Origin of the sequence: Methylophaga marina (assembly GCF_030296755.1) — a bacterium.
Classification (GTDB): Bacteria; Pseudomonadota; Gammaproteobacteria; order Nitrosococcales; family Methylophagaceae; genus Methylophaga; species Methylophaga marina.
Genome location: NZ_AP027741.1, coordinates 1,273,339 through 1,286,679, shown reverse-complemented (window position 1 = coordinate 1,286,679; position 13,341 = coordinate 1,273,339). Strand labels below are relative to the sequence as shown.

General features: G+C 45.4%; 14 protein-coding genes and 2 tRNA genes. 12 read left to right on the top strand and 4 right to left on the bottom strand.

Annotated elements, in window-relative coordinates:
- The first annotated feature begins 77 nt into the window (after nt 1-77).
- Together tsaC and hemF are read left to right on the top strand one after the other, a co-directional pair.
- The gene (tsaC, locus tag QUE24_RS06595) at nt 78-629 is read left to right on the top strand and encodes an L-threonylcarbamoyladenylate synthase type 1 TsaC (RefSeq protein WP_286305814.1); all 552 of its coding nucleotides are present in this window, start codon (nt 78-80) and stop codon (nt 627-629) included.
- Nucleotides 626-1,534: an oxygen-dependent coproporphyrinogen oxidase gene (gene hemF, locus QUE24_RS06590; protein ID WP_286305813.1), complete on the top strand. Its 909-nt coding sequence runs from the start codon at nt 626-628 to the stop codon at nt 1,532-1,534. Before tsaC ends, hemF begins: the two co-directional genes overlap by 4 nt.
- On the opposite strand, the gene prfA is transcribed toward hemF, so the two are convergent.
- Together prfA and hemA are read right to left on the bottom strand one after the other, a co-directional pair.
- On the bottom strand, nt 1,531-2,619 hold the full coding sequence (gene prfA, locus QUE24_RS06585; RefSeq protein ID WP_286305812.1) for a peptide chain release factor 1: 1,089 nt from the start codon (nt 2,617-2,619) through the stop codon (nt 1,531-1,533). The two genes, hemF and prfA, sit on opposite strands and share 4 nt — an antisense overlap.
- The gene (hemA, locus tag QUE24_RS06580) at nt 2,616-3,875 is read right to left on the bottom strand and encodes a glutamyl-tRNA reductase (RefSeq protein WP_286305811.1); all 1,260 of its coding nucleotides are present in this window, start codon (nt 3,873-3,875) and stop codon (nt 2,616-2,618) included. The genes prfA and hemA overlap by 4 nt, the downstream gene beginning before the upstream one ends.
- Nucleotides 3,876-3,897: 22 nt before the next feature.
- Here hemA and QUE24_RS06575 point away from each other — a divergent pair, with 22 nt between their 5' ends.
- From QUE24_RS06575 to QUE24_RS06530, 10 genes are all read left to right on the top strand, one after another.
- On the top strand, nt 3,898-5,775 hold the full coding sequence (locus QUE24_RS06575) for a tetratricopeptide repeat protein (RefSeq protein WP_286305810.1): 1,878 nt from the start codon (nt 3,898-3,900) through the stop codon (nt 5,773-5,775).
- Complete coding sequence (gene lolB / locus QUE24_RS06570) at nt 5,772-6,371, top strand: lipoprotein insertase outer membrane protein LolB (RefSeq protein WP_286305809.1); 600 nt, start codon at nt 5,772-5,774, stop codon at nt 6,369-6,371. The genes QUE24_RS06575 and lolB overlap by 4 nt, the downstream gene beginning before the upstream one ends.
- A complete protein-coding gene (ispE, locus tag QUE24_RS06565) occupies nt 6,368-7,207 on the top strand; it encodes a 4-(cytidine 5'-diphospho)-2-C-methyl-D-erythritol kinase (RefSeq protein ID WP_286305808.1) in 840 nt (279 codons plus the stop codon). Before lolB ends, ispE begins: the two co-directional genes overlap by 4 nt.
- Nucleotides 7,208-7,248: 41 nt before the next feature.
- A tRNA-Gln gene (locus QUE24_RS06560) sits at nt 7,249-7,323 on the top strand.
- Between the two features lie 90 nt (nt 7,324-7,413).
- A complete protein-coding gene (locus QUE24_RS06555) occupies nt 7,414-8,349 on the top strand; it encodes a ribose-phosphate diphosphokinase (RefSeq protein WP_286306080.1) in 936 nt (311 codons plus the stop codon).
- Nucleotides 8,350-8,456: 107 nt separating this feature from the next.
- The gene (locus QUE24_RS06550) at nt 8,457-9,128 is read left to right on the top strand and encodes a 50S ribosomal protein L25/general stress protein Ctc (protein WP_286305807.1); all 672 of its coding nucleotides are present in this window, start codon (nt 8,457-8,459) and stop codon (nt 9,126-9,128) included.
- Nucleotides 9,129-9,135: 7 nt separating this feature from the next.
- A complete protein-coding gene (pth, locus tag QUE24_RS06545) occupies nt 9,136-9,708 on the top strand; it encodes an aminoacyl-tRNA hydrolase (protein WP_286305806.1) in 573 nt (190 codons plus the stop codon).
- 8 nt (nt 9,709-9,716) lie between these two features.
- A complete protein-coding gene (gene ychF, locus QUE24_RS06540; RefSeq protein ID WP_286305805.1) occupies nt 9,717-10,808 on the top strand; it encodes a redox-regulated ATPase YchF in 1,092 nt (363 codons plus the stop codon).
- A gap of 51 nt (nt 10,809-10,859) precedes the next feature.
- The gene (locus tag QUE24_RS06535; protein ID WP_286305804.1) at nt 10,860-11,909 is read left to right on the top strand and encodes a phospholipase A; all 1,050 of its coding nucleotides are present in this window, start codon (nt 10,860-10,862) and stop codon (nt 11,907-11,909) included.
- A gap of 58 nt (nt 11,910-11,967) precedes the next feature.
- A tRNA-Met gene (locus tag QUE24_RS06530) sits at nt 11,968-12,044 on the top strand.
- Between the two features lie 338 nt (nt 12,045-12,382).
- On the opposite strand, the gene QUE24_RS06525 is transcribed toward QUE24_RS06530, so the two are convergent.
- Together QUE24_RS06525 and QUE24_RS06520 are read right to left on the bottom strand one after the other, a co-directional pair.
- Nucleotides 12,383-13,153 (bottom strand): VWA domain-containing protein, encoded by a 771-nt coding sequence (locus QUE24_RS06525; protein ID WP_286305803.1) that lies wholly within the window; start codon nt 13,151-13,153, stop codon nt 12,383-12,385.
- Nucleotides 13,154-13,164: 11 nt separating this feature from the next.
- Nucleotides 13,165-13,338, bottom strand: a complete 174-nt coding sequence (locus QUE24_RS06520; RefSeq protein WP_286305802.1) for a hypothetical protein — start codon at nt 13,336-13,338, stop codon at nt 13,165-13,167.
- Nucleotides 13,339-13,341: the final 3 nt, after the last annotated feature.

Sequence of the window (13,341 nt, the reverse complement as noted above, 5' to 3'; positions counted from 1 at the left end):
AGGGGTTACTGGTTAACCCCTTTTTATTGAGTGAAATCAGGGTATGCAATCAATGTGGTCTGACTAGAGGCGAGAACATGACAAATACTTGGCGATTACGAGAAGCGGTAAAAACACTGAATGCAGGTGGCGTTATCGGCTACCCGACAGAGGCTGTGTTTGGTGTGGGGTGCGACCCTTGGGATGAAGAAGCCTTATTACGGTTGTTAGAGCTGAAACAGCGCCCCTGGCATAAAGGTCTTATTCTGATTGCTTCTGATTTTAATCAGTTACAAGATTTTATTCAGCCCGTTGAAGCTTCAGTGTTAGCTGAGTTGAATAAAACCTGGCCCGGTCCGGTCACCTGGTTATTGCCTGTTCGTGAAGAAGTGTCGATGTTACTGACAGGATTGCATGACACCATTGCCGTGCGTGTCACAGCGCATCCACAAACGCGCGCTTTATGTGAGGCTTTTGGTGGGGCGATAGTCTCGACCAGTGCCAATATAAACGGATTACGACCAGCGATGAATGTGCATCAGGTGCGTTGGCAGATACCTGAGTTGGATTATGTTTTACCCGGCAGCTTGGGTGGCGCCAAAAAACCAAGCCAAATCAGAGACGCACGAACAGGAGAAATTTTACGATGAGTACACCCGATATTAATGCCGTTCGTGAGTATCTACTTCGTCTACAAGAAAGTATATGCAAAGAACTTGAATTAATAGATGGTGAAGCCACGTTTGAAATTGATGACTGGAAACGTGAAACGGGCGGTGGTGGTCGCACACGAGTTTTAAGCAATGGTACGGTGTTTGAGCAGGGTGGCGTCAATTTTTCTGAAGTCAGTGGTGATAATTTACCGGCTTCAGCCACGGCCAGCCGTCCAGAGTTAGCGGGTCGAAGCTTTCGAGCAATGGGCGTGTCGCTGGTGATTCACCCACATAATCCTTATGTGTCGACATCACATGCGAATGTCCGCTTTTTTATCGCAGAAAAAGAAGGCGAAGAGCCTATTTGGTGGTTTGGTGGTGGCTATGATTTAACACCTTATTACGGCAATGAAGAGGATGTGATTCACTGGCATACCACGGCTAAAGCCGCGTGTGATCCATTTGGTGATGATGTTTATGCACGCTTTAAATCATGGTGTGATGAGTATTTTTACCTGAAACATCGTGATGAGTGCCGTGGCGTCGGTGGTTTGTTTTTTGATGATTTGAATGAGTGGGGCTTTGATCGCTGCTTTGCATTTATACAATCGGTTGGTGACAGCTATATCAAAGCTTACGCACCCATTGTGCAAAAACGAAAAGACACAGAATTTGGTGAGCGCGAACGCGATTTTCAACTTTATCGTCGTGGTCGTTATGTCGAGTTTAATCTGGTGTATGACCGCGGTACATTATTTGGATTGCAGTCGGGTGGCCGTACTGAATCGATTTTGATGTCGCTACCACCACTGGTGAAGTGGCGTTATCACTGGATTCCGGAAGCCGGATCAGCAGAAGCCCGTTTATACACGGACTTTCTGCCGCCGCGCGATTGGATTTAAGACTCGCCGGATAAGGCCGCGAGCTGATCCGCCTGATATTCGTTGATCAGTGGTTCAATGACTTGTTCCAGTTCACCTTCCATGATTTCAACCAGTTTGTATAAGGTTAAGTTGATGCGGTGATCAGTCACACGTCCCTGAGGATAATTATAAGTACGAATCCGTTCACTTCGGTCACCTGAACCCACCAGTGATTTACGTGTTTGTGCTTCTTCAGCCGCTTGTTTTTCTACCTGCGCAGCCATGATGCGTGCTTGTAAAACAGACATCGCTTTAGCCCGGTTTTTATGCTGTGAACGCTCTTCCTGACATTCGACGACGATACCGGTTGGAATGTGCGTGATACGTACCGCAGAGTCCGTGGTGTTAACGTGCTGACCACCGGCACCCTGAGAGCGGTAAGTATCGACTTTTAAATCCGCTGGATTGATATCGACTTCATCAATCTCATCGGCTTCTGGGAGAATAGCGACAGTACAAGCCGAGGTGTGAATACGGCCTTGTGATTCGGTTTCCGGAACCCGTTGCACACGGTGAGCACCTGATTCGAACTTCAGACGTGAATACGCGCCTTCACCGACAATGCGACAGATGACTTCCTTATAGCCGCCGTGCTCGCCTTCTTGAGCATTAATGACTTCAACTTTCCAGCGACGAGATTCAGCATATTTTGTGTACATGCGGAATAAATCGCCAGAGAAAATGGCTGCTTCATCACCACCCGTTCCGGCACGAATTTCCAGATAGATGTTGCGTTGATCATTTGGATCTTTAGGCAGTAATAACTTTTGCAGAGTGAGTTCGAGTTCTTCGAGCTTCTCTTCTGCCGTATTGATTTCGTCTTTTGCCATTTCGCGCATTTCAGCATCGTCTTCATCCAGCATCAGCTTGGCATCTTCCAATGCGTCGATTGTGCGGCGATAAGCATTAAAGTTGCTGACAACAGGCTCTAATTGCGCATATTCCTGTGACAGTGACCGGAATTTATTTTGATCGGCCATGGTGTCAGGATCAGCGAGCAGACCACTAATTTCTTCATGACGATCAACGAGGGATTCTAGTTTATGTTTGATCGAATCTTTCACTTGGGATCCTTGATATTAAACAGACGCCGCGCTGCATTGAGTAACTGTCCTTCTTCATCAAATCCGGAATGACGGAGTTGGCGACTCGGTTCATGCAGTAAGCGATTGGTCAGTGTACGAGCGAGTTCAGTCATGGCCTGTTCAGCAGGCATGCCTTGCTCAAGTTGTTTTATTGCTCTTTCTAGTGAATGCTTACTTATCTCTTCAGCATTGTCACGTATGGCTCTAATTACAGGGACGGCATCTTGTGTTCTTAGCCATGCCTGAAAATGATCCACTTGTGTGTCGATAATTTCTTCCGCCTGTAAGGCTGCATCACGACGAGACTGTAAATTCTCTTCAATGATTTCTTTTAAATCATCCACACAATAAAGATAGATATCATCTAATAATCCCACTTCCGCTTCAATATCCCGTGGTACGGCGATATCGACCATGAAGATGGGTTTACGTTTACGGACTTTTAAGGCCCTTTCTACAGCCCCTTTACCCAGAATAGGTAGCTGGCTGGCCGTGGAGCTCACCACAATATCCGCTTCAGCCAGATGTGCAGGAAGTTCACTCAGACTAATCGCATATCCATCCACCTGTGTGGCGAGATTGTGCGCGCGTTCAATCGTACGGTTTGCAATGATGATGCGTTTGATACCGTTATCGTAAAGATGACGCGCGACCAGCTCGATGGTCTCACCTGCACCTATTAATAAAGCAGTGGAGTCAGCCAGTTCACTGAAAATTTGTTTGGCCAGACTGACTGCCGCAAAGGCAACCGAGACCGGGCTGTTACCTATAGCGGTATCGGTTCGGACTTGTTTAGCGACAGCAAACGCGTGTTGGAATAAACGACCTAATGATTTGCCCAGAGTGTTGGCATTGAGTGATTGGCTGTAAGCATCTTTTAATTGACCAAGTATTTGTGGTTCGCCCAGCACCATGGAATCTAATCCACAGGCGACTCGCATCAGGTGTCTAATCGCATCGGCTTGTTGGTAATGATAAAGGTATGGGGTGATGGCACCCTCTTCCTGTTGATGATAGTCATGCAACCAAGCGAGGATCTGGTTGTCAGACTCTCCATCGATACAACAATAGATTTCAGTACGATTGCAGGTCGACAGAATAACGACTTCAAGTATGGAATCATCTTCATGTAAATTGGATAAAGCTGCTGGAAGCATGCTCGCATCAAACGCAAAAAGCTCACGGATATGAACCGGAGCAGTATTGTGGTTGATGCCATAGGTGACAAGATGCATATTAAGAAAAAGTCGTTATTAAATGCTGTTAAACTTTACAGCCATTATTACAATCGTCTGTTATTTAGTGAAAACAATTCGCCATTCTATCAAAATCAAACGTTCAGGTCGTTTTAATATGGATTCAACGAAATCATTCATGATGAATGTAGGGCAACGTACTAAATATTTTGCTCTGATCGGACTTACCTCTCTTATGACTGCCTGTGCTGCAACCCCCGCACAGCAAACTCAAGCCACAGTTGATGAGACGCAAAAAGTTGTTAAGGCTGCTCCCGAAGTAAAAGAGAAGAAAAAGCCGGAAGTGACTATGCCAATGTCACCTGAACTGATGTACTACATCCTTACTGCGGAAGTGGCGGGACAGCGTGGTGAAGTGGGTGCGGCGGTTGAGCTTTATGAACGTGCTGCGGATATGGTCAAGTCACCAAAACTGGCGAGCAGAAGTGCACAAGTCGCCACCTTATCCAGAAACGAAGAAAGAATTAGTCATGCATTAGATCGCTGGTTGGAAGTCGATCCTAACAATGCTGATGTTTATATGATGCGCGCGCCATTTCTGATGATGCAGAAAGATTATGACGGCGCAGTTCAGGCCATCAATAAAGCACTGTCACTCGCGCCGGAAAATCAAAAAGTGTATCTAGTCAGAGCGACAGAGAGCTTGGCGGAAGTAGCGCCACCTGAAGAAGCGCTTGCCTCGCTGCAGAAGTTAGACCTTTATCAACAAGGCCATCCAGATGCGCATTACGCCTATGCACGTTTAGCTTTTTTCTATCAGCAGTATCCGATTACATTGGCTGAAATTGATCCTTTGTTAAAAACTGACCCTGATAATGAAAGTTATCTTGTACTGAAAGCCGACACCTTACAGCGTTTAGGACAAACCAAAGACGGTATCAAACTGCTGGCTAAACCTGCAGCAAAAGAAGATGCCAGTGATGAACTACGTTTTACCTATGGCAAATTATTAGGTGATGACGGTCAACTGGATAAAGCACGCACTATCTTCGAATCGATTCAGGCAGATAATCCTGAAAACCGTGATGTGTTGTTTGCGCTTGGATTGCTCGCGCTGGAAGAGAAAGATGGCGAAAAAGCAAAGTCATATTTCAGTGATTTACTGCAACTCGGCGACCCGACGAATCAAGCCGCTTATTTCATGGGCATTGCTGAAGAGTTAAATGCCAATGTGGATGCTGCGCTGGTCTGGTTTGCCTCTGTACCTGTGCAAAGTAGCCGTTTTGATTTGGCGCAGACACATTACATCAACCTATTATTAGGGCGGGATGATATTGAAAAAGCACGTGAGCATCTGGCCCAGTTGAGAAAACAGTTACCGAATAAAGCACTGCAATACTATTTATTCGAAGCCAGCTTATTGCGCGATCATGATATGAAGCAGGAGGCTTTTGACTTATTAACAAAAGCCATCAAGCACTACCCGAAAAATGAAGACGCTTTATATAGTCGGGCCATGATTGCTGAGTCGCTGGATAAGTTAGATGTGTTGGAAGCTGATCTAAAACAAATTCTGGCCAATGATCCCAATAATTCTCAAGCATTAAACGCGTTGGGTTATACCTTAACCGATCGTACGGATCGTCATCAGGAAGCATTAAAGTTGATTCAACGTGCTTTAGAACTGAAACCAGGTGATCCTTTTTACTTGGATAGCTTGGGCTGGGTTTATTACCGACTAGGTGACTTAGCGAAAGCAGAAAAATATCTGCGAGAAGCCACTGAAGCTAATCCTGACCCTGAGTTTATTGCGCATCTAGGTGAAGTGCTGTGGCAACGTGGTAAAAAAAGAGAAGCCAAAGACATCTGGGATAAAGGTTTATTGCAGGATCCTGACAATAAACTTCTGATTGAAACGATGCGCAGGTTTGGCCAATGAGATTAGTTTGGTTAGCCGGACTGAGTCTATTACTCACTGCCTGCGCGCCATTATGGCAACCTAAAACGACAGAGTCGCCAGAGCAACGATGGCAAATGCAGCAGACAGAAATAGCCTCACTGAAAGACTGGCGTTTTAGAGGCCGTACTGCCATCACACAGGGGCGTGAAGGCTGGAATGCAGGCATTAGCTGGCAACAACAAGGTGAAGATTTCGATATCAAACTTTCCGGTCCTTTCTCTCAAGGCGGGGCGGAGTTAGTTGGGGATGACGAACAAGTCACATTGACGCTGGATGATGGTGAGCAATATTCCGCACAAACGCCCGAGCAGTTATTAGCCAAAACCTTAGGCTGGCTGTTACCTGTCAGTGCATTACGGGACTGGGTGAGAGGTGTGCCATATCAAGAGGTGGCGGTTGATGAGTATGAGCTGGATGAAAACGGACGCTTAAAAACCTTACAGCAAGCCGGTTGGCAGATTGAATATCTGCGTTATGTACCTTTTGATGGCATGGTTGTGCCGGCCAAAATTTTTATCAAACACCCGGATTTGAATATTAGATTAATCATTGCTGATTGGAGTCGACCTGAGTGAAAGCATGGCCAGCGCCGGCAAAATTAAACTTATTTTTGCACATCACCGGACGAAGAGAGGACGGTTACCATAACCTCCAGACCGCTTTTCAGTTTCTGGACTATGGCGATAGTTTGTTTTTTGATATCAACCGTTCTGGGCAAGTAAATCTCAAAACAACTTTTGATGAAGTAGCAGACGAAGATAATCTGATTGTCAAAGCTGCAAAGTTACTCAAGCCTTTTACAGATAGTGAGCAGGGTGTGGATATTTCCATCACCAAACGATTGCCAATGGGTGGTGGATTGGGTGGCGGAAGTTCTAATGCGGCAACCACCTTAGTCGCGCTCAATCAACTTTGGAAGTGTGGTTTATCACAGCAAAAATTAGCGCAAATTGGACTCAATTTAGGGGCCGATGTACCTATTTTTATCGCGGGACATGCTGCCTGGGCTGAAGGTGTCGGTGAAGACTTAACGCCAATATCCCTGGTAGAACCTTGGTTTGCGGTGATTTTTCCAGATTGTCATGTGTCTACGGCAGAAATATTTTCATCAGTGGAATTGACACGGGACTGCGAACCTATCACAATACCGCGCTTCCTTTCTGGGGAAGGCAGAAACGTCTGCGAAGCGGTAGTCGTCAAACACTATCCAGCAGTTGCAAATGCACTAGAATGGTTGGCACAATACGCGCCTCCAAGAATGACTGGTACAGGAGCATGTGTTTTCGCTGATTTTCAAAGTCAGCAACAAGCACAAGACGTGATAGATAAATTGCCTTCACACTGGCAGGGTTTTGTGGCAAAAGGCTGTAATCAGTCGCCACTCACTGCAAGAACACTGGCAGAAAAATAAGCCAGATGTGACAGCAAGATGATAGAATGAGTTTTGTCAGTTGGGGTATCGCCAAGCGGTAAGGCACTGGGTTTTGATCCCAGCATTCCCAGGTTCGAATCCTGGTACCCCAGCCACTCTTTTGTTTTTTTGATAGAAAACTCGGCGCCTCTACCGTGACACAAAACCGACTTCTCCAGTTACAACAACGAACAGCCGACAGCCGCATGATGGTATTTACTGGTAATGCCAATCGTAAGCTGGCTCAAAGCATCGCCAATTTCCTCAATATTTCCCTTGGTAAAGCCACCGTGGAAAAATTCAGTGATGGCGAAATCATGGTTGAAATCCTTGATAACGTACGTGGTAAAGACGTCTTTATCGTTCAACCTACCTGTATGCCAACCAATGACCATTTGATGGAACTGATGGTGATGACCGACGCTATTCGTCGTGCATCAGCAAAGCGTATTACCTTGGTTGTGCCTTATTTTGGTTATTCTCGACAAGATCGCCGTCCTCGCTCAGCACGTGTTGCTATCACGGCAAAAGTCGTGGCGAATATGCTGACTGGCGTAGGAGCTGACCGAGTCTTAACTGTCGATTTACACGCCGACCAAATCCAGGGCTTTTTTGATTGTCCTGTTGATAATGTCTACGCTTCACCTGTCTTACTGGGTGATATCTGGAAACACAAATACCAGGACTTAGTCGTGGTTTCACCTGATGTGGGTGGTGTGGTTAGAGCGCGTGCCTTAGCAAAACATCTTGGTGTTGAGTTAGCTATCATCGACAAACGTCGTCCGCGTGCTAATGAAGCCAAAGTCATGAATATTATTGGTGATGTCGATGGACGTGTCTGCGTGTTAATTGATGACATGGTGGATACGGCTGGAACATTATGCGCGGCCTCTGCAGCATTGAAAGAACATGGCGCTACTCGCGTGGTTGCCTATTCCACACATCCTGTTTTATCGGGCCCTGCTATAAAAAATATCAGCAATTCGGTACTCGATGAACTGGTCGTGACCGATACCATTCCGTTGCAACCACATGCACAGGAATGTGAAAAAATTCGCGTGTTAAGCATCGCTGAGATGCTGGCAGAAGCGATGTACAGAATTAGTAACGAGGAGTCTGTTAGCTCCTTGTATATGGATTAGTCAGCTTCGGCTGACTTCTACGTGCCGAACCTGGTCGCGGGGAGGCTTACGCCGCTTGAATAGCGGCATTTTTGATGGGCAAAAGTCCATTGTTTTTGGAGAAAAAAATGGAAAACTTATTTGAAGTACAAGCTGAAGCGCGTACTGATGAGGGGAAAGGTGCGAGCCGCCGCCTTCGTCATGCGGGTAAAGTACCAGCTGTTGTTTATGGCGCTGAAAAAGAGCCAGTTTCGATCGCTTTAGATCATAACCAATTCATTCGTCATTTAGCTGAAGAAGCATTTTATGCACACATTCTGACGCTGAACATTGGCAAGAAAAAAGAGCAAGTTGTATTAAAAGACCTGCAACGTCACCCTGCCAATGACAACAAAATCATTCACGCTGACTTCCTGCGTGTTGATGCGAAACATGAAATGACAATGACTGTACCTCTTCACTTTATCGGTGAAGAAAAAGCAGCAGGCGTAAAAGCCGGTGGTGTGGTTTCTCACGTCATGACTGAGGTTGAAATTGCTTGTTTACCAGCTGATCTGCCTGAGTACATCGAAGTGGATATCAGCAAGCTGGAATTAGATGAAGCGATTCACTTATCAGAAATCGCCCTGCCTAAAGGTGTGAGCTTAACTGCACTGTCGCATGGTCAGGAAGAGCACCTTGAAGAAGGTGAACGTTCTGCTTATGACCAAGCAGTCGTTAACATTCATATGCCTCGCGTACATACAGTGGATGATGAAGCTGAAGACGCAGAAGGTGATGAAGAAGCAACTGAAGAGTAATCTTTAGATGGGGAGCTGGATCATCGCCGGTTTAGGTAACCCCGGCTCCCAGTATGAAGGAACCCGACATAATGTCGGGTTCTGGCTATTGGACCAGCTTGCTCGTGATCTCGGTGTGAACTTTACTGTTCAAAACCGATATCACGGGGAGCTGGTTCAATGCTCTCTGGATGGTCATAAAGTGTATTTGCTAAAACCGCTGACATTTATGAATAGAAGCGGTCAGTCTGTCGCGCCATTAGCCAATTTTTTCAAAATTCCATTAGAGAATGTTCTCGTCATACACGATGAATTAGATTTGGCGCCCGGCACCGTTAAATTAAAACGTGATGGTGGCCATGGCGGACACAACGGGCTCAGAGATATTATTGCTCAGACGGGTGGCAAGCAATTCCTGCGCTGTCGTTTGGGGATAGGGCATCCTGGACATAGCAAACTGGTTTCTGATTATGTACTCAGCAAACCTTCTCCGACCGATCGTCAACAGATCGAGCAAGCCATCGATAATGTTTTACGTATTTTGCCAGAGGTGTTATCCGGAAATATGGATAAGGCTATGAACTGGCTACATTCACAATAGGATTTCTCATGGGATTTAAGTGCGGTATCGTCGGTTTACCTAATGTTGGCAAATCAACCTTGTTTAATGCATTGACTGAAGCCGGTATCGATGCGCAGAACTATCCTTTTTGTACCATTGAACCGAATGTTGGCATCGTCCCAGTCCCTGACCCTCGAATGGATAAGCTGGCTGCGATTGTCAGTCCTGAACGGGTTTTGCCAACCACCATGGAATTCGTTGATATTGCTGGCTTAGTTGCTGGTGCTTCAAAAGGTGAAGGTTTAGGTAATAAATTCCTCGCCAATATCCGTGAAACGGATGCGATTGCCCACGTGGTACGTTGTTTTGAAGATGACAATATCGTCCATGTATCTGGCAAAGTCTCACCACTGGATGATATCGAAGTAATTAACACGGAATTAGCCTTGGCTGATTTAGAAAGTGTTGAGAAAGCCATCACTAAAACCACACGTGACGCAAAAAGTGGCGATAAAACGGCGAAAGCAAGATTAGAGTTACTCACACAAATGCGTGAGGAGTTAGATGGTGGTAAACCTGTCCGCGCTATGGGCTTGGATAAAGATCAACTAGCCTTGATTCGTGACTTACACCTGCTGACGATCAAACCGACCATGTATATCGCTAACGTCTCTGAAGATGGGTTTGAAAATAATCCGGCATTGGATGCGGTGAAACAATTGGCAGAACAAGAAAGCGCCAATGTAGTGGTTATCTGTGCGGCGATTGAGTCAGAAATTGCTGGACTGGAAGACGATGAAAAAGTCGAGTTCTTAAGTGAGATCGGACAAGACGAGCCTGGCCTGAATCGTGTCATCCGTGCCGGATATGAATTGCTTGGTTTGCATACATATTTTACTGCGGGTGTAAAAGAAGTTCGTGCCTGGACAGTGAAAGTGGGCGCGACAGCACCAGAAGGCGCTGGCGTTATTCATACTGACTTCCAGAAAGGTTTTATCCGTGCTGAAGTTATTAGTTATGATGACTTTGTGCAATTCAACGGAGAGCAAGGCGCTAAAGATGCAGGTAAATGGCGTCTGGAAGGGAAAGAGTATGTCATCAAAGACGGTGATGTCATGCATTTCCGCTTCAACGTTTAGCGTTCTGAGCTATGATGTCGTGAATTGTTGTTCACTTTTTAAAGGCAAGCCATGAAGACGGCATCACTCTCGTTTCTTTTATCAATGCTGACTGTTGGCTATATGCCCATGGTCATTGCCGATGATAAGTTAAATCAATGCTTGCTCACCCAATTAGCTACTGCTGACGATAGCATGCCGGTTGGCGATATCAGACAGTTTTGTGAATCAAGTATCACTCAACAAGCACTCGAAGAAGCCTCACCTAAACCTGAGCCTATGGATATCAAAGTGACAGAATCGGGTGTAGAGACAGAAGATAAGTCTGCGATCACTCGCCGTTTGTTTTTGGAAAAGAAAGAAGCCAAAAATCCGTTTGTATTATTACCCCACAAGCCAAATTACATTATTTTAAGTAATAATATGGCGTCGCCGAATGAAGCGCCTTTTGAAACCGCTTATCCGGGTGACAATATTCACTTACAACCCTGGGAAACCAAGTTTCAAATCAGTTTGAAACTACCTGTTGCCTATGACCTATTCAATGGTCGGGCAGATGCCTATGTGGCCTATACCAATCGCTCATTCTGGCAACAGTTTAATAAAAACAGCTCATCGCCTTTCCGTGAATCAGATCATGAACCAGAAGCCTGGCTATCGTTTAAAACAAATTATGAATTATTCGGTATAAAAAACTCGCTTATTCGGACGGGTGTTGTGCACCAGTCAAACGGTCAGGCAGGTACATTGTCACGCAGCTGGAACCGGGTCTATACCGACTTTGTGTTTGAGCACAATGACTGGTATTACTCATTCAAACCATGGTGGCGTATTCCGGATAGCAGTAGTGATGATGACAATCCTGATATCGAAGAATATATGGGTAACTTTGAATTTGGCGCTGTATATAAAATGGATAACCACAGCTTTGATATTTTGCTGCGGAATAACCTCAATTTTGATGATAACTATGGTGCCGTTCAATTGGGCTGGAGTTTCCCGCTTACCGACCGCGTAAAGGGTTATGTGCAATGGTTTAATGGCTATGGTGAAAGCCTGATTGACTATGACGCACACTCCAATAGCATTGGTTTTGGTATCCAGCTGAGTGACTGGTTATAAATATGATATTTTCACTTGAAACTTAAGCATTTATATCGTATTATTTCGCGCTTCATATGGCTATATAGCTCAGCTGGTTAGAGCACATCACTCATAATGATGGGGTCCCTAGTTCGAATCTAGGTATAGCCACCAAAGATTCAAAAAAGCCGGAGTTCTACTCCGGTTTTTTTTCGTCTAAAGTTTTGTTTTCTAGCACTTGCTTTCAGCTCTTCACTTTCTGAGTTTCTTGCTTGACTCTAGCAACATAAAAAAAGAAATTGGCTGCTGGGCCCCTATTGTCTAATAGGGGAGATGAATTCCTCGTGCGACTCAACCCTACAGGCGCTTCTGATCGGATCTACGTTAGCCATGTATAGATTTATTAGGGCAGACGAAACAGAATACAAAAATTAAGAATAAGCAGCGAGACAGTTTGAATTTTGGCTGAATATACTTAACTTTAAGACTGGAGCTTTGGTAGCTTAGTTAAATTATACAGCCCATTTCTTTCTGAAAGGTTGATAGCAATACAGAAGCAGGAATAAGGCCAGGGCGGCTGCTATATTGTTGAACTGAGTGGGTTGTTTGGCTTCATAAGCAAAGTCATTTTTTTGCAGGGCTTTAGCCAGCGCGGCATTGTTTTCCAGATGATGATAAAGCATGTGATTTTGCTGAGCCAGGTCCATTAAATAGTCTTGTTTGAGGCTGGACATGTGTTCAGTACCGACCACTTTGGCTGTTCCCCAAGGGCCATTACGAGGGATATATCCTTCTACTTTACTTGGGTCTTCTGGCAAACCAAAGCGAGAGGCATGAGGTACATCTTCAGCGGTATAGAAGCCAATCTGCACACCGTCTTCATCAAATTTCGGAATTTTACTCAAGCCAAGTTCGCCAACACCAATGATGATGCCGGCTTTCCAATTTTCTTTTTGCTCTTCGGTATCCAGGTAACTGAAATCGGGGGCATAGCGTGGATTCACGGGTGGTGCTTCATGACCATCGGTGAAAAACACCAGCTTACTTCCTGCAAGAACGTCATTCATCATCAGCTCACGAGTGTTATATAGGGCTTGTCCGATATTGCTGTCAGCGACCCATGCCATACGCCAGTCAAGTGCATCAATACTTGCCTCAAGTACCGGATAATCATTACAGACTTCGATAGGTGAATAGAGCAGCGCAGGAACACGTTCGGTGAACACAGCTAAGCCTACTTTTGAGCCACATGGCAAACTTCTGGCAGCCTGAAGCATGGCCACTTTGGCTTTTTCTAAGCGACTGATAGCGCCCCCTGTTTATCGGAATAATCCTGCACATTCATGCTACGCGTGATATCAAGCACAAACACAAAGTCATAGCTTTTCACGGTGAAGGGCAAGGGCGGCAGAACAATAGCGATAAGCAATAATATTGCAGAGGCTATCAATGCATATAAGCGCTTCATAAC